This window comes from Methylomonas sp. (genome assembly GCF_023228165.1).
GTDB lineage: Bacteria > Pseudomonadota > Gammaproteobacteria > Methylococcales > Methylomonadaceae > Methylomonas.
This window is the reverse complement of record NZ_JALOBS010000011.1, coordinates 15,251-35,124: the sequence shown is the minus strand read 5'-3', so window position 1 is coordinate 35,124 and position 19,874 is coordinate 15,251. Positions and strand designations below refer to the sequence as shown.

Here is a 19,874-nt window from a genome sequence, read left to right as displayed (position 1 = left end):
CTCACGAATAAATTCATCCAATTTTAACCCAATGTCACCGGCTTTTGACGAGCTACTCCGAGAAAGGCGATTAAAAACGCCACACCGCAAGCCAAGGCCGCAATCACGAACACCGGCCCGCCGCCCAGTAAGTCCCACAAATAGCCGCTATAGAAACTACCCACCATTCCGCCCAGGCCAAAACTGAGGCTACTATAAAGCGCTTGCCCCTTGCTTTGATGCCTGTCGCCGAAATAACGATGCAACAACTGCATGGCCACTACATGCGCAACGCCGAAACTGGCCGCATGCAGCAACTGCGCCGCCACAATCACCGGCAGCGAGTCCACGCCATGGGCGATCATCAGCCAGCGCAACATACTCAAGGCCAAACTGCCCAACAACAGGCCGCGCAGGCTGATACGCTTGAACAAACCATGCATCCAGATGAACACCAGAATCTCCGCGCAAACCCCCAAGGCCCATAAAAAACCGGTTAACGTGGTGGAGTAACCATGTTGCTGCAGAAACACCGAGTAGAACACGTAATACGGTCCATGCGCGACTTGTAACAGCATATATACGGTAAAGAAGGCCAGCAATTCAGGTTTGAAGAGTATTTGCAAGACGCTATCGGCGGCTTTATTATCATGGCCGGCAACGGCTTCCGGGGTAAGCAACGCCATAAACCAGTTACCGAGCAATAAACCGGTAATAATCCAAGGCAGATAGTCGATACTGAAATCATCCAGAAAACGGCCGATACCTAAAACCGCGGCGATAAACCCAACCGACCCCCACAGTCTAATCCGGCTATATCGTTGCGGTTCGGTTTTAAGATGGCGCAAAGTAGCGGCTTCAAATTGCGGCAAGGTGGCATTCCAAAAAAAGCTGAACGCCACCGTCACACCCGCCACCCACGGATAATCGTATCGAACTAAAAATCCGCTAAAAATCAGTGCCGAGAACAGCGACGTGATGCGTATCAGCCGCAGGCAACGACCGGTTTTATCGGCCAGCCAGCTCCATAAATAAGGCGCGACGATTTTGGTCGCCACCAGCATGGCGGTCAATTCACCTATCTCGGTAGCGGCAAAACCTATTTGCTTGAGATACAAACTCCAAAAGGGCAGGAATGCCCCCAGAGTAGCGAAGTAGCAAAAGTAAAATCCGGATAAACGCCAATACGGCAGTTTCATTTAACGCAGAATCGGCAGACCGCTATCGACATGCAGGTTTTGGGCGCGGTGGCGCAGCAAATGATCCATTAATACGATCGCCATCATGGCTTCGGCTATCGGTGTGGCGCGTATGCCCACGCAGGGATCATGGCGGCCTTCGGTAACCACCTCAATGGGTTCACCGTTGATATTGATACTGCGACCGGGCAGGCGCAGACTGGAAGTGGGTTTCAGCGCCATGCACGCCACGATGTCCTGGCCGCTGGAAATGCCACCCAGAATACCGCCGGCGTGATTACTCAAAAAACCTTGCGGGGTGATTTCGTCGCGAAATTGGCTGCCTTTGGTATCGATGCAATCGAAACCGTCGCCGATTTCCACGCCTTTTACCGCATTGATGCTCATCAAGGCATGCGCCAGATCCGCATCCAGGCGGTCGAAAATCGGCTCGCCCAAGCCCGGTGGCACATTGCTGGCAATCACTTCGATCTTGGCGCCGATGGATTCGCCTTCCTTGCGCAGGGCATCCATATAGCTTTCCATCTCGGCTACTTTATGCACATCGGGGCAAAAAAACGGGTTATTAGCAATTTCATCCCAATCGAACGCATCGATCTTAATCGGCCCCAATTGCGATAGATAGCCGCGCACCTGTATACCGTGCTGTTCCAACAAATATTTCTTGGCGATAGCGCCCGCCGCCACCCGCATGGCGGTTTCCCGCGCCGAAGAACGTCCGCCGCCGCGATAATCCCTAAATCCGTATTTATGCTGATAGGTGTAATCGGCATGACCTGGACGGAAACTCTCGGCAATTTTGGAATAGTCTTTTAAGCGTTGATCGGTATTTTCAATCAACAGGCCGATGGGGCAACCGGTGGTTTTGCCTTCGAACACGCCGGAGAGAATTTTGACCGCATCGGCTTCGCGGCGTTGGGTGGTATGGCGGGAGGTACCCGGTTTGCGTCTATCCAAGTCTATTTGTAAATCCGCTTCGTTCAAGCTCATACCTGGGGGGCAACCGTCCACAATGGCACCCAGCGCGGGACCGTGACTTTCGCCAAAGGTAGTGACCGTAAATAATTTTCCTAGAGTGTTTCCAGACATGCTTTATACCGCGCTTGCAAATAGAGAGTGATAATCGTTGACTTGTTGCGCCGTGAGCAGAAAAACCCCGTCGCCGCCGCGTTCGAACTCCAGCCATTGGAAAGGTACATTGGGGAACATATCCTGTAAAGTTTCCGCACTACTGCCCACTTCAACGATCAGTATGCCCTGCTCTGCCAGATATTGCCTGGCATCCACCAGAATGCGGATCACTAAATCCAGACCGCTGTCTCCGCCGGTAAAACCCATCTCCGGTTCGGTATGAAATTCGGCCGGCAGGCTTTCCCATTCGCTAATGGCCACATACGGCGGATTACTGACGATAACGTCGTAGGGCTTGACCGGCAAATCGGCAAATAAATCGGATTGATACAACCCCACCTGCCCGCCCAAATCGTGTTTTTCCACATTGATTTGCGCGACATCCAAGGCCTCCGCCGATAAATCCACCGCATCGACTTGCGCATCCGGAAAAGCATATGCGCAAGCAATGGCAATGCAGGCGCTACCGGTACATAAATCCAGGATATTGAATACCTGATCTTCATTAACCCAAGGCTCGAATCGTTCCGCAATCAGTTCGGCGATCGGCGAACGAGGCACCAGCACCCGCTCGTCTACATAAAAAGACAAACCGGCAAACATGGCTTCGTTGGTTAAATAAGCGGATGGTTTGCGTTCCAGGATGCGGCGCTCGATTAGGGTTAAAACCGCCTGCCTTTCCGACATGGTCAACACGGCGTCCAGATAAGTATCCGCCAAGTCATAGGGTTGGTGCAGGGTGTGCAAGACAATTGCGGCTGCCTCGTCCAAAGGTGTTACCGTGCCGTGCCCCAGAAATACCTGATGCTCGGCAAAACGGCTGGCGCCCCAGCGAATATAGTCCCTGATGCTATTCAGGGTTGTGATAACATCCGGCGAAGTGATAGTCATGTGCTGCCTGCAGATAAAAAGGCTGCAAATTTTAAACTAAACCCGACCCGCTTGTCCGAATAAAGCAAATACCGATGACCGAGGCCATCCCCAACCCTAAACCCAGCAAACTCGCCAAAAACCGTTTATATCTGGATTGTTATAAATATATGCAATCCGAAAAGCTGGCTTTACCTACTATTCCGGATGTATCCATCAAGATTCGCCGCGCCATCAATGAGCCTAAAGCCAACAGCAGTAGAATCGCCCGCGTAGTTCAGATCGACCCCAGCATTACCGCACGGCTAATCAAAATCTCCAACAGCCCGCTCTATCGCGGCCGGCGCAAGATAGAAAGCTGCCCGGAGGCCATTACCCGCCTCGGTTTGAAAGCCGCTCAAGACATCATCACCGTATTTGCATTAAAAGCCGTATTCAACGCTCGCACGGGCATTATTCGCCGCAAAATGCAGGAGTTATGGGCACACAGCAGCCATGTTGCTGCAATTAGCGCGGTATTGGCCCACAAAACACCCGGCTTCGACCCGGACAGAGCCATGCTGGCCGGCCTGATCCATGACATCGGCATTGTGCCGATACTGGGCTACGCCGATCGGCAGCCGGATATCCTGGCTTCGCCCACCGATCTTGCCGAAACCGTCAAGGAGCTGCGTAGCGAAATCGGCGTGCAAATCATCCGTAAATGGGATTTTCCGACCGACTTTGAAGATGTCGTAAACTATGCGGAAGACTGGTATCGCGACAGCGGCCCGCTGGCCACTTATAGCGATATCGTTATGATCTCGCAATTACACAGCTTTATCGGCAAAATCGACATCAAAAAAATGCCGAAAATGGATGAATTACCCGCCTATAAAAAACTGGCTGCCGGCAATTTGGATGCCGACCTCAGTATCAATATTCTCGACCAGGTCAAGGATGAGATTGAACATGTGCGCGCCATGTTGAATTGAGGCTAATTTGCCATGGCCAGACAGGTTTCCACCAACCTCACCCAATAAGTCGCCCCCAACGGCAATATCGCGTCATTAAAATCGTAACTGGCATTGTGTAAAGTGCATGGGCCGGCGCCATGATCGGGCGCACGGTGCTCGCCTTCTCCGTTGCCGATGAAGCAATAGCAGCCCGGCAATTGTTGCAACATATAAGCAAAATCCTCCGCGCCCATTACCGGCTGCTGTAGCAGCACATTTTTCGTGCCTACAATGCCCGTCATTACCTGTCGGCAGAATTCCGCCTGCTCCGGATGATTGACCGTGGCGGGATAACCTTTGGTAAATTCAATCTCACAGGTCATACCGTGCGCCAGACAAGTATGCTCGGCAATATCCCGCATGCGTTGCTGTATTAAAGCCATTAAGTCAGCCGAAAACGTCCGCAAGGTGCCGGTCATTTCGCAGGTATCGGCTATCACGTTTTTTGCCTCGCCAACATGCACCGTGGTTACCGACAACACACCGGCATCCAATGGATTAGCGCTACGGGTAAGGATGGTTTGAAAAGCCATGATGATTTGCGCCGCTACCGGTACTGGATCCAAACCTAAATGCGGTAAAGCGGCATGGCAACCTTTGCCGCGAATAATGATTTGAAAGGTATCGAAGGCCGCCATTACAGGCCCCGCCCCCACAGCAAATTGCCCTACCGGCAAACCGGGCCAATTGTGCATGCCATACACTGCCTGCATGGGAAACATCTCAAACAACCCGTCCTTGATCATGGCATCCGCGCCGCCGCCGCCCTCTTCAGCCGGTTGAAAAATAAGCTGCACGGTGCCGTCGAATTTTCCATGCCGAACCAGATATTGCGCGGCAGCCAGCAACATGGCTGTATGTCCGTCATGCCCGCAAGCATGCATCTTGCCGGGAAAGACCGATGCATGCGCAAAGCCATTTTGCTCCAGAATCGGCAATGCATCCATATCGGCCCGCAAGCCGATTGTCCGCGATGAACTGCCGGCGCGAATCGTACCCACTACGCCGGTTTTTCCCAAACCGCGATGCACCGAGATGCCCCAGCCTTGTAAAGTGTCCGCCACCCGCTCAGCCGTGCGTACCTCTTCAAAACACAATTCGGGATGGGCATGAATATCCCGGCGCAAAGCGCGGATTGCAGCGATTTCGGCCACAATGTCCGGCAATACCTGTGAATAGTTAAGTTGTTGAGCCATTTCGTCCATACGTTCCCCTTGCGACCAATTATCTGAACAATGTGAATGCAACCAGAATCATAACGAAAAACCAGGGACAGTATTTGTAATTGAACCGCAATCGATTTTTAGCGCTTAAAAATCAGCCAAAGTCATAAACAAGATTGCATATCAGCCATATTTGCTTCATAATGCGCGGCTGAAATATTGATCCGGAGAGATGGCCGAGCGGTCGAAGGCGCACGCCTGGAAAGTGTGTATACGGTAACGTATCGAGGGTTCGAATCCCTCTTTCTCCGCCACATAATTAAGTCTTTGATACATAAGGACTAATAGACAATAACCACCAATAAATAACGGTCTTTTCTACAAAACCGTACTACAAAGGGGACTTATTGTTACGGCTAAAATTCCCTATCTGACAAGCCGAAAAAACGTCTTTTATTTCCGTCTCGGTGTGCCCGCCGAACTTCGCGAAATTTTCAAATCCCGCGAAATCACCCAAAGCCTCAGAACTCAAAACAGCGACGAAGCCGAGCGTAAAGAGTTAAAGCTTGCCGATAAAAAACCCGCCACAAGGCTGGTTCTGTTTTACGCTTGAAATATTCTTTCACCTTCGTGTTTCGGCCACGCCGCTGTCGCAACGAGTTACCTTTAAGTTCGATGCGGTGCGCGCCACTGACCAAGCGATCCCCAGCATGGTATCCGCCAGGGTCGAATTGCCGCCACTCAGGTAGTCATGCCAACGATCCACGGGTAATCGGCTGGTCGTGGCAAACACTACCTCCAAGAAACCATGCTCTAGGAAGACCCCGATTAGAGGATTAATCGACTAGCGTGTAACCAGCCGTTGGATTCGCATAAAGTATCATGATTGTGATTCAACGGCTTTTTACGGTTTGATGACTGATGACATCAGAATTTATAGGGCTCTTCTCGTCCGTAATTAACTCCCTGTACTATCCTGTCATCGACATGATTTAGAAATTGATGTTTTTAGGGTTAAGACATGATTGACAACGTTTTCGAGAAATACCGTATCCCAGTTGAGTTACCCAGAGATCCGCTGGGTACGCTGTACTTTATTCTTCGTAAAGCCGAGCTGGTGAAAAATCTGACCATTAACGAATGGGACTGGCTGGAATCTCAGCGTCTTAACGATGCGATTTCGCTTATTAAGACCCAAGAAGAAAACCGGAAGGTAATCGAGGATTACCGGGCAGTCATTGCTGAAACTGTTAGAAACGATTTGGCATCACTCCGTCATAATCGCTTTGTACGACCGCATGTTTTGACAGTGCCATTGCCGGAATCGGATCGGGCATTGGTATTTTTCAAAGTCCATAACCGAGAGGATTTGGCAGAAAACGAATTAGCCTTGATCGATAAGACGTATAAGCATTTCTTATCATTCAGCAAACTCAAGGAAAAATTCGGTATCACCGAAGACATTCCGTTCGATCCAAATGCCGTTCAACGGTTGTCAAACGTCACGTCCAAGCAAGCCTTGTCTGCAAGCGATTTTGAATGGCTTATACAGAACAGTGTGTTTTCAGTATTTCACTTCATAGAGCCGCAGACTAAGTCATTATTCGCTCGTTATCAATGTAATACGACTGAATTGGCAGTCGATGGTTTTATGCAGTTGTGTTTGATCCTGCAAAAACTGGATGAGGGCTCACTGCCCACAGAAACCGAACAACAATTTCTAATCAAGCATCAATGCCTGTCAGCTTTGGCTGCCCTTCAAGCACTTGAATTTATCGCCCTGAAGAAGCAGTTCCGTGCGACTCAGTTTGCATCGGATGATCCTGGTCAACATCTTTTTAAGGTGCTGCGAAAAATCCGTGATGAAAAACCGCTCACGGAGCCAGAGGTCAATTATCTCAAAAAGCGAAAATTGTTCGAGACCCTCAAGTTTATCTATAAACGCAAAGCGGATGCGTTGACCGACAAAGTCAAGCAAGGCCATGGCTTAACCGACGATGATATTGTTTGGTGTAAAGAGCACTTCTTCGAAGAGATCATTATTCTGGCATTGAAACTTGACTTTAACCTAACTCGTCGCTCCGATGGCATTGACAGCCCACTTTATTCAATACTCCTCAAACTCAATAACAATCAGCGTTTATCTGACGATGATCTGATTTGGCTAGAAGCAGAAAAGCTGTTTTATCCTGACACGGCGATACCTGTGGTTCCGGCTCGTTGTTGTTAAAAGCCAGCGATGAAGCGCCGCGTGGTTTGACCATATTCGGTCAGGAAATGGACAACGCCACCAGCGCATTGGCGCGGATGAACATGATTCTGCACAACAATGCCACCGCCAAAATCTGGAAGGGAAATACCATTGACCGACACCGCGATTCGCATGGCTGTGGTGAGTCGTATTCCCTGGATTAGAAAACAACAACGCGACTTTGCAGCCCAGCCCAGACAATCCGATCGGGAAATGGTCAGCGGCGAATGCCATTACTTGTGGGGAAAACGTCACAGACTAAATGTTGTGGAGCGAAGTGGTCGGCATGAGATAAAAGTTTCGGGTGGCAAAATCCATTTGTTTGTGAATCCGGGGACATCGGTCGAAAATAAGATGCTGGTACTAACGGAATTTTATCGAACTTAACTTAAAGCTCAGATTGAGAAGCTTATTCCCAACTGGAAAAAATTGATTAGTGTTGAATTAGTTGATTGGAGTGTTAAGAAGATGAAAACCAAGTGGGGCAGCTGCAATTCGAGTGCTAAACGCATCTGGTTGAATCTTGAATTAGCCAAAAAACCTCCGGAATGCTTAGAGTATATTCTGGCCCACGAATTAGTTCACTTGCTTGAGCGTAAGCACAATGAGCGTTTTAGAGCACACATGGATAAGTTCATGCCCAATTGGCGGGAGAGGCGGGATTTGCTAAACAAGATGCCGTTGTCGTTTGATACTTGATTATATTGACTTGCTTTAAACTGCACGCCAATTGTCGTCTGAGCTTCCATTCGCTTCACCGTTGGCAATCGCTCGGCGGATTCAAAACCATAAAAACCTTTAGAGATGAAGTTGCCATGGAACTAGTAACAGAAGAAAACCTTAAAAGATTTTGGCATCTATGGTAAACAAAAAGCGTTTGTAGGAATGACGATTCGCGAAATTATTACAGCGAACGAAGGTGGGCGCTGCATTGCCGAAGGCACTTTTTAAAACACTTATAAGCATGTGTGAACATTTATCTAAGCTGGGCACAAGTCAAATACAAAGACCAAGGGATGCCCAATCCTAACGCCGATACAAATTAAATGCCAGACATAAAAAAGCCCACCTAAGTGGGCTTCGTCCGATATTATTTTTTATGTTTTGAATGGACGCCCGCCAGTTAAAATGGCTGGTTAATAGCTTGCGTTTGTTATTATTGCTTTACCGGAGAACCGGTCGCTTCCTTCCTCGTTACCTTGAAAACATATGCTCTCAAGTAGCCTCTACCTCTTTACAGGGTGGTGCCATTCTATTTCAATAAAATACTTTTGTCCAGTTTAACTGCGGCAATTTGTCGCGCTCACGCTATCAGCCGCACTCATTTACATCCATTTCAGTCTTGACCCCGACTGGGGAATTTGCACGAAAATGCCCGAGTAAAGCCCCCTATTACTTCCCTAGCTTTACGCCGGGCAATAAAAAACCCGCTAAGCCTTGCGGCTAGCGGGTTTTTAAATTTCTTTGGACTACTCTGGAAGAGTAGGTGGTACGAGGGTCGGTATCGAAATCATCTATAAATATTTGAAATATATAAATTCAGTAAACACGCAAAATAAAAAGGTAACGATAACGGTAACACTTTAGAACTTTAACCCTGCGTCATCACGCTTTTCACCCCAGTAATTCTTGGTTCATTTCATATCTTGATAAATCACACCATATAGGACTGCAAGACTTGTCTCACTAACTTGTCGTGTTCCGCAAAAAGACGATGAAATGTTGTCCAATGCATACCCTTTGGCCTTAATCCCTGACCGTTCAAAAAACCTGGCTCCCATTCTAAACGCTCTCTAAGTTTATCCACTTTTCGGATAGCCCTGTCTTCCAGTGTTTCACGCTGGGATTTATATGCCAATTGATAACATTTGCGACACGCGAAATATTTACCGCCCAAATACAACACGGCAACACGCTTGCCACATCCAACCGCAGGACAAGTAAACCAATAGCGTTTCCCTCCATAATGGCAAGCAGTAGTTTGCAGAGCAATTGAATGATCTATAAATTGCCAATCGTCACCTCGGACACGATAAGAATAAGAAAGCCTGACTTTGTCTGATTCCGGCATGACACGAATTTTACCGGTCACCTTTCGGTTTCTAGACCAAGTACAAATAAAATCAAGATTTGTTCGTAAGAAGCCCTCACGCGCCCAATTCCTGATGTCAATTGACCGACAATCGTCTGTACATTCGAGATCGGACTGCCTACCGCTACCAAAACCACCCATAAATATTTTACGAAATCATTAGTGAAATTTGATTTTTCCAAGTTTCCGCAACTTTTGCCAAAAGTCCTGCACGCCTCATATATCATGGCTTTGCGGTCTCCAAACTTGAAAGACCATTTGGTTGCGCAAGCTTGGATTAATATTAACGGATAACAAGCTACCCAAATCGCAATTTTTCGTTATCCAGCCAGGTGAGTGATAGGCTCAATCAGGTCGGCATTTTTATAAACATGCTTGATTTCATCGAATGTATGAGGCGGGCAGAATACCAATTCCTTAATTTGGCCTCTGCACACGATTCGCCAATGGCTAAAGCGCTGCCGACGTTGCTCAAGTAGTAATTCGGATACTATCGTATCGCGGTGCGTCTTGATGTGATGCCTTTGCTGCTCGCTGAGTTTTGAAGCGGGTCTGATTTCAATGTCGGTGTCGTTTAGAGAGACTATAAATCCAGCCTGACGCATTTTGCTTAAAGCGCTCATCAAAACACCTCCACATCGTCGACATGTGAATTTGCTACAGCTGAAAAAACATCATCATCTTCGTCAACGTCATCACTGGCAAGGGTTTTCTTGGTCACCGCTTCATCACTATAAACTTTCGCCCCATCATCCAATAGCCTTCGAGTCACGGGTGTCTGATAATCAAAATGTAACTCTGTTCTAATCGCTAAGCCTTTTATGGGCTTGCCATATTTGTCTTTATTCATGGCAACAACCGCAATATGCAGTTGCTTGCAAACATCAACGACATTGGCCGTGAAGCGCTGCAGCGCAACCGGATTTACCGCAGCCTCGTCACACCAAAGCTCATAATTGGCGTAGAGCTTTTGTGATCTCGCTTTATCAATCTCAAAGGTATCAGTCTTCTTTTTCATGCTGCAGCCCACATAAACGACTGCATCCGCTTTGATGACCATATTGTCATCTAGCCAAGCGGCAATTTTATTGGTTTCGACCAAATGCTCCCGTTGCGCTTGTGTCATCTGGCCGTTAATGCCACCAATAACCGCCTTGACGTCAGCATCCGTCATGGCAAGTACCCAGTTCAAAAGGCCGGGCAACTCATTGAGCATCACCGTTTCAATACCGCCCATGGCAGCCCATTTAGCTTTGTCGGCATCGGTCACTTTGCGATTAAAGATTACTGGCATCCTTCGCCTAATTAAGCCACTGGTATAGTCTGCCGTTTGAATCGCCTCATTGGATGCGACGACAACAACCCCTTGAAACACAAAACTGCCGGATTGTTGTTGATTTTTCTTCTCCATCCTCACCGGGTCACCACCGGTTAACGCCTTCAGTACTGAAACCTCACCACCATAACGGGAAGAGTCACTAATTAGTGCCAAGCGCTTGCCATACAATGCTGCTGCCTCGAAGCGATTGCTTTCAAGATTTTTTAAGTCGGTAGCTGCATGATTTTTTTCGCCGATAAACGCCACCAGCAGACGAACCAAAGTCGATTTACCAGTACCGCCTTCACCAATCAACTCAAGAAACTTTTGGACATCACCACCCACCAAGGCCATTTTGAAAAATGCACGGATAATATTGACCGATTCGTTATCCTGACCGCTTGCATCCCACAACCAACACTTGATGACATCCAATTTAGCCTTGGGCTCGTAGCAGTAGGGCAACTGCCAATTAAACTTATGCTTATCGGTGTAGACCAGCAACGTCATTTTGCAAGTATCCAGAATGCCATTAGCCAATGGTAATAAATGGCGATTGTTTTCCCACTCATCTAGCAACAAATAAATCATCAAAAACGACTTAATGTTGTTCAGCTTTTGCATGGCGTAACCTTGCGGTAACAAGAAGTCCATCGCTTGCATGATGAGCTTCAGTGCGCGTTTTTCCGGAATCGTGTACCACAAGCCTTTTTTCTGGCTGTACCAATCGCCTCCGATTTCGTCATAGCAAAGGCAATTTCTCAATTGGTTGGCGATATGTTCAGCCAGCTTTGACTCTTTCTCGGAAGGATCGCTGAAACTTTGTTTGCTGCCATCTGGCTGCACAGCTTCATCACCCAACTTTTGATTTTCCGAATCAATTACGTCGTGTATGACCGCTGCAGCCCGCTTGGGTGATGATGGTGACGAAGGTGATGTAGTTTCTTCTACAACAACATTTTCTGCCTCACCAACTACCCCAAACGTTTTGTCGAGGGCCGCAGTTAAATCCATTTCCGGTATTCGATAACTGCTCATCGATACACCTCACTATGTAAGCGCATGATGGCTTCGAAAGCCTTCTCAGCCCTTTTACAATCAACCTCACTGGCAACCTTATTGTTTATGGCCTGAAAACAGAGTGCCAAAATAACTGCCTCAATTACTAAGAGGTCAAATAATTCCGACTTATTAAATTTTGGCGCTGGCTTTTTTGGTCTGTAGAAATTAGTCGTTTTATCGGGAAATAAATCACTGGCTTCAAAACCTATTGCAGCCAGAACATCTGCATAATGACAACCGGCAAAACAATGGATGATGATTTTGTCATCGATTTGCTTGATGCCCAAAGACGGATGTTTATCACTATGCGCAGGGCAACAAGCCAGCCATTTATTTAGGCCGGTATTTTTCACTTTATCCAACCGCTCTAGTAAGCATTCGGTCTTCCAATCAAGCGTTTGCGTAGACTGTTTCATAAACCCACCTTGCTATTTTTGTGCATGCGTGGATTGGTCTACTTAGCGCAGCCCATAGAATCCAGCAACGTCAAGATATCGGCTTTGCGCCAAGCGGTAGTTCTCTCACTTAGTTTGACTGGCTGCGGGTATTTACCGGATTTGACCCCGGCTAAAAAAGTCGAACGGCCAATCGGCAAAATGGGTTCGATACCGCGTTTCTTATCACCAACAATTTGCCAGATACGCAAATAACCTAGGGCTAACATGGGGTTGGATGCTGTGGACATTTAATGCACTCCTTTGTGCTGCTTAAGACGTCAACAGTGTGTATTGGATATTCAGGCCGATTTGGGTCGTTTTCCTGAAATGAATTAGAAAATTCTGATAAACAGTAAGTAATTGAAATTTAATGCAATAAATTTTGGCAACAAAACTTAAAATTAGGTTAATCCCAGCATATTCGCGTCAAGCGAGCTAAGTTAGCTTTTGGGCCTTATTGACGATCTGATGAATTCTTTGACGGCTCAATTTTGTGCCGTCAGCTAATTTTCGTAACGCCGATTCCTGATTCTTCAAATTAGGCCCGCCACAGACATCTGTGAGAAAAGTTATCGCCTTTATGGAATCCGACTTTTTCAACCATCCACCGGAAAGGTAGTGGTAAGCCAAGTAGATGTTTTTATCGCGTTCCAACGTTTTGGCCTTTCTGTTCTTGGCGGCTACGCTGGCGGCTTTTTTGGCGCGTTTGGTTCGGCCTTTGGCGTCTAGTGGCATGCTTATTGACGATGGGATTTTGAAAATAAAAATAATGGGCGTATGCCGGTTAAACTACAATAAGTTTCAGCTTACCGCATGTAATGGATCAACGTGACTAACTTTCAAAACGAACTGGCTGCCCCGCAAAATCTACCGTTATTCTTACCTCGTTATCTGCAAAAACAAATTGACGTTGCAGCGTCGATTCCAGCCGGCCATTTAGAAATCATTCAAAATTGGCAAGCCTTGATGGATGACAAGCGCCGTAAGCACGGAAAAGGCGAACGCGAACTCGAAGCCGATCTGACGATAGATTTTTTCATCAAGATACTGGGTTGGCATGGCGCCACTAGCAAGAATCCAACATTAAACTCGCAGTACAACATTGCTACCGAAAACAGAACGCCGGATATTGCATTAGGCCATTTTTCCGATGCCACTCCTAAAGTGATTGCCGTTGGTGAATACAAAGGCGCAAAAACCGATCTTGATGTCAAGCAAAAAGGCGACGGCTATCAAAATCGCACCCCGGTCGAACAAGCCCGCAACTACGCCAGTCTCGAACCCAATTGCCAGTTTTATCTGGTGACCAATATGCGTGAATGGCGGTTGTATGCCAAAAACAGCAGCCCAGACCGCTATGAGCGTTGGTTTCTTACCCAGCTACACCAACCGGAACACTATTGGCGATTCGTAGCGCTGTTGTCGGAAGACGCCATCCTGAACGGCAAAACCTTGCGCTGGCTGCAAGAAAGCGAGCAGCAAGACAAAGAGATTACCCGTGGCTTATACAGCGAATATCAAAAGATGCGCTGGAACAGCATTATCGGCTTGGCGGAAGCGAATCCTGAGTTTACCGCCCTGGAAATCATCGAGCCGGCGCAAACCTTGCTTGATAGAATCCTGTTTATCGCCTTTGCCGAAGACAACGGGTTGTTAGCAAAAAACACCTTCAAAACCTATACCCAAAACGATGCGATACATTCCTCCTGGGATAATCTGAAAGCTTTGTTCCAGGCTATTGATAAAGGCAGCCGCGATAATCCGCAAACCATCCCGCCTTATAACGGCGGTTTGTTTGCGCCCAACCCAACACTGGAAAATCTGGACATACCGGATGCCTTGATTCAGCAGTTTCACGGTTTGACTGAATATGACTTCGGCACGGAGGTAAGGGTTACCGTACTGGGGCATATTTTCGAGCAAAGTGTGGCGGAACTGGAGCAATTGCGGGAAGCGGCGGAAGCCAAACCCAAATCGTTTATTACTGACCTGGCCAAGCGCATTGCTCCAGCAGAAAGTAAAGGCCGCAGCGTCAGCGGCAAACGCAAGCAAGACGGCATTGTTTATACCCCCGACGCCATTACCCGCTTCATCGTGCAACAGACATTGGGGCGCTATCTGGAAGCTAAGCAAACGGAAGTGCGCGAGTCATATCTGACAGCCCAGGGAGAATGGCGCAAACAAGCGGCCAAAGGCGCGGCAACCGGCTTGAAAATCGGTCAGACGGAAAACGACATTGCCAGAGGCGAATACTATTATTGGGCGCATTGGCAACAAACTCTGGAAAGCATCAAAGTCATCGACCCGTCTTGTGGCAGCGGTGCGTTTTTGGTGGCCGCCTTCGATGTATTCGCGCCGTATTACCGGGAATTGGCGCAAGCCTTGCGCCGTCTTTATCCCGGCAGTTTGGAAGAATTCAACGGCGACCGCGCTATTTTGACCCACAACCTGTATGGCGTGGACATCAACGCCGGCGCGGTCGAAATTGCCAAACTATCGCTGTGGTTGAAGACCGCCAAGCCCGGCCACAAGCTGGATTCCTTGGATGGACATTTGCTCTGCGGTAATAGCTTGCGCTTTGAACCGGATAAAAAAAGCCGCTGGGTCAGCGAGCGTTTCGGTTGGAATACCACGTTCAAGGAGATTCTGGTCAAAAGCGGTTTTGATGTGGTGCTGGGCAATCCGCCGTATGTGCGGATGGAAATCCTGAAACCCTGGAAACCGTTTTTGTCTGCAAATTTTACTGTGGCCGCCGAACGCGCGGATTTGTACGCCTATTTTTACGAGATTGGTTTACGCCTGTTAAAACCGTCTGGATGTTTGGGTTATATTTCCAGCAGTACTTTTTTCAAAACCGCCGCCGGTGAACCGTTGCGAAGCTATCTCTTGAAACACGCGGCCTTGCAGACGATCGTTGATTTTGGCGATTTACAAGTCTTTGAAGGCGTCACCACCTATCCGGCGATTGTTTGTCTGCAAAAAAATCAAGCCGACGCCGATCATCATTTTCACTTCACGGTCATCAATGACCCGTCACAAATTCATCAATTAGACGAGGCATTTTCCAAAAACTCACTAGAGATTCCGCAAAGCAACCTAAATGCCGACAATTGGCATATGGGTGACGATGCTCTGGCGAACCTGAGAGCCAAATTGATTGAAGGCCACAAAACTCTTAAAGAAGTTTATGGTTCCCCAATGTATGGAATCAAGACCGGCTTGAATGAAGCGTTTGTGATTGATCGAACCATTCGCGACAAGTTGGTAAAAGCCGATCCAAAATCGGCCGAATTGCTCAAGCCCTTCTTGGAAGGCAAAGACCTGAAAAAATGGCGAGTGGAAGCGAGAGATTTATGGCTGATTTATATTCCCAAAAATCGAATCAACATAGAGGATTATCCGGCTATCAAAGAACTCTTGATGCCATTTAAAGAAAAACTGGAAAAGCGGGCAACCAAACAAGAGTGGTTTGAGTTGCAGCAGGCGCAGGAAGCGTATGCGCCATCTATGGAGAAGCCAAAAATTTGCTATGTTGATATTTCCGACAAACCGAATTTTTCACTGGATATAAGCGGTTCATATTGCGCGAATACTGCTTACTTCGTTCCTAAAGCCGATTGGTTTCTTGCCGGCTTGTTAAATTCAAAAACATTGTGGCTATTGATTCGAAGTATGTCACCATTTATTCGTGGAGGGTTTTATCGGATGTTTACCCAATACATCGAAATACTGCCCATCCCGGAAGCCAGCGAAACCCAAAAACAAACCATTGCCGATCTCGCTGAAAAATGCCAGCGGGATGCCGAAGCGCGTTACAAACAGCAAAAAAATCTACGCGACACCATCCCATCGCTGCATCCCGACAAACAGGTCGAAAAACTGTCCACCGCTCTGCAAAACTGGTGGCAACTGGATTTCGCCGCCTTCCAGAAACAAATCAAAAAGGAATTCAAGCTGGACATTCCGGTCAAGGAACGCATGGACTGGAAAGAACTACTCGAAGACGGCACCCAAGAAATAGGACGCCTGACGTTAGCCATTGTCCAATCCGAGCGCGAACTCAACGCAGCGATTTACGCTCTCTTTGGACTCACGCCAGAGGAAATTGCATTGATTGAAAACGAATAGGAGGAACCATGCAAATCACCGCCGAACTGGATAACCAACACCTGGAAAAACTGCATGAGCTGGAAAAGACTTTGCGAAAAAACACCTCAGAACTGATTTCTTTGGCTATCGATGAAATTTACCAGCGCCAAGTCAACCCTGAACTCAGCGAAGGCCAAAAAGCTTATCAAATCATGCAACAGACCGGTTTTATCGGCAGCATGGCGGGCGACGGCAACCTATCGGAAAACTACAAAAATCTACTGGATTGGAGCGATAAAGCATGATCATCGCCGATTCCGGGTTTTGGATCGCGTTAGCCGACAAAAACGACAAACACCACGCGAGAACCAATGCCGCCGCCAAGGCCCTGGATGAAAGCTTGATAACGACGTTTCCGGTCATGACGGAAGTTTGTCATATTCTGTTAAAACGCCAGGGCGTGGCAGCGCAATTGAGTTTCATGCAAATGTACCATTTAGGCGCTTTCGACGTGTTTGAAATCCAAGATAAACATAAAACGCGTATCGTGGAGTTGATGCGGCAATACGCCGACTTGCCAATGGACTTGGCCGACGCGTCGCTGGTGCTATTAGCTGAAGACGTGGGCCATGGCCGGATTTTCAGTACGGATAAACGCGATTTTCATACCTACCGTTGGAAAAATACCCGGCCTTTTCAAAATCTGCTGTTACCGTGAAAATGGAAAGTTGCCCACATCATGCAGAACTCTCATGAATTCGTCATAACGCACTATGCCTTCGCTACGGCATTGAATCATGCTGAAGCGTACGGCTTCTTTTAGGTGTTGTTCTATTTGTGGATGGTATTCAATCCACTGTTCATGTTCGGTATAAATCGGCGATTGGGTCTGTAATAGAGCTTGATAGGCTTCAAGTGCTGCCGGAAAACGGGCAGCTAATTTCTCGCAAACGGTTTTAGTATAGAACTGAGCCAGTCCTTCCACGATGCCAAGATCGGCATTGCCGAAATCTTTGGTTTCCCACGTTGTGCCGTCGATATCTTTACCTCGATGGGTGTATGCGTGCGCAAGTTCATGCGCCAATACGACCAAACATAAGCCTTCTATGGATATGCTGTACAGCTGGGCATAAATGCCGATTGCCACCCAATAAATTTCGACCCTGGGAGAATTTAAAAAGTAGGCGCCTAAAATGTCTTGATCAAGGTTTCTGAGTCTTTGCTTGAGGTCAATCTGTTTGAGCTGTTCAAGTATTTGTTGGAACCAACCCGTAACGTTGCCAAGGTCGGATTGCGAAATTGGACTGGGGCATAATGTTTGAAGTGCGGAAAATTGCTCGATAGCAATATCAAGCCCGCTGGCGGTATCGGCAAAGGATTTTTCGTTTAACAGAATAGGCGCTTGTTCACTGTATCTTCTCAAAATATCAATCAATGGCTCCGGCAGGCCATCAACAACTTTGATTGGAATTTGGATGTTTTTGTTTTCCGTATGGTTGGATTTGCTCTCGATGTTGAGTCTGAGTGCGGTTTCATTCCGCAGTTGATCCCTAACAATCAAATTCCACTGGTCGACAGTACGCTGCACCCGCTGCTTTAAATCCGGCTGATATCGTTCTAAATTCTCGATCCAATGTCTTGCTGAATTTGAATCTGCATCTGGGCCGATATCATGACTATAGTAAGCATCACCCCATTTTTGTGTAAACATCGAATCCGCCTTGATTATGATTGAATTGTGCAATTCAGCCTTGCATTCTAAATGGTATCACTTGCGCTCCAGACTTTAAGTCGTCCAAATAATCAGCCCACGTTTGCATCATGCGCCGCCGTTCATTCAAATACTGCGCTCGATTATAAGCCGCCCTGACTTGGTCTTTAGGCATGTGGCTTAGTTGCCGCTCAATAGCATCTGGTGACCAACCGTGTTCATTAAGCAACGTGGACGCTGTGGTCCTAAATCCGTGCGCACTCATTACGTCGCTGCCATATCCCAGTGTCCTAAGAGCAGTCCTAATAGTTCCATCCGACATTGGCCTACCATCGCCACGACTAGAGGGAAATACATAACGCCCTAGCCCAGTCAATTGATTGATTTCTTCCAAAATATTGACTGCCTGTTTTGACAATGGAACTATGTGTTGGATTTCAGTTTTAGATACAAAATACCGCCATTCTTTAGCAGTCAAATCTATATCTTTCCATTCCATTTGCCGAATTTCACCGGGCCGCTGAAATAAATAGGGAGACAACCTGAAAGCGCATTGCACAACGAATGTGCCTTGATAGTGAAAAATGTCTCTAAGCAATTGTGCAACTTCTTTGGGTTCAGTAATTGCCGCGTTATGTTTAACTTTTTGCGCAGGTATCTGTTTGGTTACTGGCTGAGCGGGATCGTAATCGGCAAATCCATGAGCGATTGCGTAGGCGTATGCAGCACTGATTTCACTATTTACTCTATGCGCTGTTTCTAGTTGATTTTTAGCAATTAAAGGTTTGATGATACTGAATACATCGGGGGATTTGATTTCCGCAATGGGCTTATTACCTATTGCTGGAAATACGTACAGCTCAAAACGCCTAACTTTCTTTTGACGGGTAATATCACGTATCTTGTGACCGGTAGCATTAATCCATTCACGAGTGATGTGCTCGAAGCTGTTAATAGCAGGCAAACCCGCATTAATGCGTTTTTCGTTTTCTGCCGTTTGTAGCCTAGCGTCCTTGGCTGCTCTTCTGACAGCACTGGGGTCGATGTTGTTAGCAATGTTCTCTCGGGCTTCTTCAGCCTTCCTTCGGGCAGTTTCCAGCGCCACGGCTGGATAAGCACCAAAAGCAATTTTTTTACGCTTTCCCGTGAAGGTATAAACAAAACGCCACAACTTGGAGCCATTTTTACCTACGAACAGAAACAGGCCACCACCATCGCTAATGGAATAATCCTTTTCACTGGGTTTAGCTGTTCTGTAAACCACATCTTTATTGAGATTCAACGCCATTATGTTACCCCAATTGTTACCTTCCTTTTTGCCATTATAGGCACGGTAACAAATAAGGTAACACTTTTGTATGAATGTCACCGATTTTCACTGCACTTCTTCGGACAATAAAAAACCCGCTAAGCCTTACGACTAGCGGGTTTTTAAATTTCTTTGGACTACTCTGGAAGAGTAGATGGTACCGAGGGTCGGAATCGAACCGACACTCCCGAAGGAACCGGATTTTGAATCCGGCGCGTCTACCAGTTTCACCACCCCGGCAAAGAAAGTGGGCATTATAAAGTCTTTT

At 47.4% G+C, this 19,874-nt stretch carries 19 protein-coding genes, 2 tRNA genes and 1 pseudogene; 9 read left to right on the top strand and 13 right to left on the bottom strand.

Annotation, left to right across the window (positions count from 1 at the left end):
- Window positions 1–23 precede the first annotated feature (23 nt).
- Genes M0R33_RS09925 through prmB form a run of 3 tightly spaced genes read right to left on the bottom strand, consistent with a single transcriptional unit; the run spans window position 24 to window position 3,200 of the window.
- Window positions 24–1,178 (bottom strand): MFS transporter, encoded by a 1,155-nt coding sequence (locus M0R33_RS09925; RefSeq protein ID WP_292568311.1) that lies wholly within the window; start codon window positions 1,176–1,178, stop codon window positions 24–26.
- A complete protein-coding gene (aroC, locus tag M0R33_RS09920) occupies window positions 1,179–2,267 on the bottom strand; it encodes a chorismate synthase (RefSeq protein ID WP_292568309.1) in 1,089 nt (362 codons plus the stop codon).
- Between the two features lie 3 nt (window positions 2,268–2,270).
- Window positions 2,271–3,200, bottom strand: coding sequence for a 50S ribosomal protein L3 N(5)-glutamine methyltransferase (prmB, locus tag M0R33_RS09915; protein WP_292568307.1), 930 nt, complete (start codon window positions 3,198–3,200; stop codon window positions 2,271–2,273).
- A 74-nt stretch (window positions 3,201–3,274) separates the two neighbouring features.
- Between prmB and M0R33_RS09910 the strand changes: the two genes are divergently transcribed.
- Window positions 3,275–4,153, top strand: coding sequence for an HDOD domain-containing protein (locus M0R33_RS09910; RefSeq protein WP_292568305.1), 879 nt, complete (start codon window positions 3,275–3,277; stop codon window positions 4,151–4,153).
- Between the two features lie 2 nt (window positions 4,154–4,155).
- Here M0R33_RS09910 and M0R33_RS09905 read toward each other — a convergent pair whose 3' ends face one another.
- Window positions 4,156–5,379: a M20 aminoacylase family protein gene (locus M0R33_RS09905; protein WP_292568303.1), complete on the bottom strand. Its 1,224-nt coding sequence runs from the start codon at window positions 5,377–5,379 to the stop codon at window positions 4,156–4,158.
- 184 nt (window positions 5,380–5,563) lie between these two features.
- Here M0R33_RS09905 and M0R33_RS09900 point away from each other — a divergent pair.
- The 5 genes and pseudogenes from M0R33_RS09900 to M0R33_RS09885 all read left to right on the top strand — a co-directional run bounded on the left by M0R33_RS09900 (window position 5,564) and on the right by M0R33_RS09885 (window position 8,287).
- Window positions 5,564–5,651 (top strand) — tRNA-Ser (locus M0R33_RS09900).
- A 47-nt stretch (window positions 5,652–5,698) separates the two neighbouring features.
- A complete protein-coding gene (locus M0R33_RS24410) occupies window positions 5,699–5,950 on the top strand; it encodes a DUF6538 domain-containing protein (protein WP_366043578.1) in 252 nt (83 codons plus the stop codon).
- Between the two features lie 408 nt (window positions 5,951–6,358).
- Window positions 6,359–7,567 (top strand): hypothetical protein, encoded by a 1,209-nt coding sequence (locus tag M0R33_RS09895; RefSeq protein WP_292568301.1) that lies wholly within the window; start codon window positions 6,359–6,361, stop codon window positions 7,565–7,567.
- Window positions 7,558–7,752 (top strand): N-6 DNA methylase, encoded by a 195-nt coding sequence (locus M0R33_RS09890; RefSeq protein ID WP_292568299.1) that lies wholly within the window; start codon window positions 7,558–7,560, stop codon window positions 7,750–7,752. Before M0R33_RS09895 ends, M0R33_RS09890 begins: the two co-directional genes overlap by 10 nt.
- Window positions 7,667–8,287 (top strand): annotated as a pseudogene (locus M0R33_RS09885) (SprT family zinc-dependent metalloprotease). Before M0R33_RS09890 ends, M0R33_RS09885 begins: the two are co-directional and overlap by 86 nt.
- Window positions 8,288–9,242: 955 nt before the next feature.
- On the opposite strand, the gene M0R33_RS09880 reads toward M0R33_RS09885, so the two are convergent.
- The 6 genes from M0R33_RS09880 to M0R33_RS09855 form a co-directional block, all read right to left on the bottom strand.
- The gene (locus tag M0R33_RS09880) at window positions 9,243–9,659 is read right to left on the bottom strand and encodes a hypothetical protein (protein WP_292568297.1); all 417 of its coding nucleotides are present in this window, start codon (window positions 9,657–9,659) and stop codon (window positions 9,243–9,245) included.
- 341 nt (window positions 9,660–10,000) lie between these two features.
- A complete protein-coding gene (locus M0R33_RS09875; protein WP_292568296.1) occupies window positions 10,001–10,303 on the bottom strand; it encodes a hypothetical protein in 303 nt (100 codons plus the stop codon).
- On the bottom strand, window positions 10,303–12,036 hold the full coding sequence (locus M0R33_RS09870; RefSeq protein WP_292568294.1) for a phage/plasmid primase, P4 family: 1,734 nt from the start codon (window positions 12,034–12,036) through the stop codon (window positions 10,303–10,305). Before M0R33_RS09870 ends, M0R33_RS09875 begins: the two co-directional genes overlap by 1 nt.
- Window positions 12,033–12,476 carry a CHC2 zinc finger domain-containing protein gene (locus M0R33_RS09865; protein ID WP_292568292.1) on the bottom strand — a complete coding sequence of 148 codons (444 nt, stop codon included), beginning with the start codon at window positions 12,474–12,476 and terminating at the stop codon, window positions 12,033–12,035. Before M0R33_RS09865 ends, M0R33_RS09870 begins: the two co-directional genes overlap by 4 nt.
- Before the next feature lie 38 nt (window positions 12,477–12,514).
- Window positions 12,515–12,745, bottom strand: coding sequence for an AlpA family phage regulatory protein (locus M0R33_RS09860; protein ID WP_292568290.1), 231 nt, complete (start codon window positions 12,743–12,745; stop codon window positions 12,515–12,517).
- A gap of 187 nt (window positions 12,746–12,932) precedes the next feature.
- A complete protein-coding gene (locus M0R33_RS09855) occupies window positions 12,933–13,232 on the bottom strand; it encodes a hypothetical protein (protein ID WP_292568288.1) in 300 nt (99 codons plus the stop codon).
- 93 nt (window positions 13,233–13,325) lie between these two features.
- Between M0R33_RS09855 and M0R33_RS09850 the strand changes: the two genes are divergently transcribed.
- The 3 genes from M0R33_RS09850 to M0R33_RS09840 are packed head-to-tail and all read left to right on the top strand — an operon-like array spanning window position 13,326 to window position 17,304.
- Window positions 13,326–16,625, top strand: coding sequence for an N-6 DNA methylase (locus tag M0R33_RS09850; protein ID WP_292568286.1), 3,300 nt, complete (start codon window positions 13,326–13,328; stop codon window positions 16,623–16,625).
- Window positions 16,626–16,633: 8 nt separating this feature from the next.
- On the top strand, window positions 16,634–16,891 hold the full coding sequence (locus tag M0R33_RS09845) for a hypothetical protein (protein WP_292568284.1): 258 nt from the start codon (window positions 16,634–16,636) through the stop codon (window positions 16,889–16,891).
- Window positions 16,888–17,304, top strand: coding sequence for a PIN domain-containing protein (locus M0R33_RS09840; RefSeq protein WP_292568282.1), 417 nt, complete (start codon window positions 16,888–16,890; stop codon window positions 17,302–17,304). The genes M0R33_RS09845 and M0R33_RS09840 overlap by 4 nt, the downstream gene beginning before the upstream one ends.
- Here the strand turns inward: M0R33_RS09840 and M0R33_RS09835 are convergent.
- The 3 genes from M0R33_RS09835 to M0R33_RS09825 form a co-directional block, all read right to left on the bottom strand.
- Window positions 17,296–18,297: a hypothetical protein gene (locus tag M0R33_RS09835; RefSeq protein WP_292568280.1), complete on the bottom strand. Its 1,002-nt coding sequence runs from the start codon at window positions 18,295–18,297 to the stop codon at window positions 17,296–17,298. The genes M0R33_RS09840 and M0R33_RS09835 overlap by 9 nt on opposite strands.
- A 34-nt stretch (window positions 18,298–18,331) precedes the next feature.
- Window positions 18,332–19,585: an integrase arm-type DNA-binding domain-containing protein gene (locus M0R33_RS09830; protein ID WP_292568278.1), complete on the bottom strand. Its 1,254-nt coding sequence runs from the start codon at window positions 19,583–19,585 to the stop codon at window positions 18,332–18,334.
- 176 nt (window positions 19,586–19,761) lie between these two features.
- Window positions 19,762–19,846 (bottom strand) — tRNA-Leu (locus M0R33_RS09825).
- Window positions 19,847–19,874 lie beyond the last annotated feature (28 nt).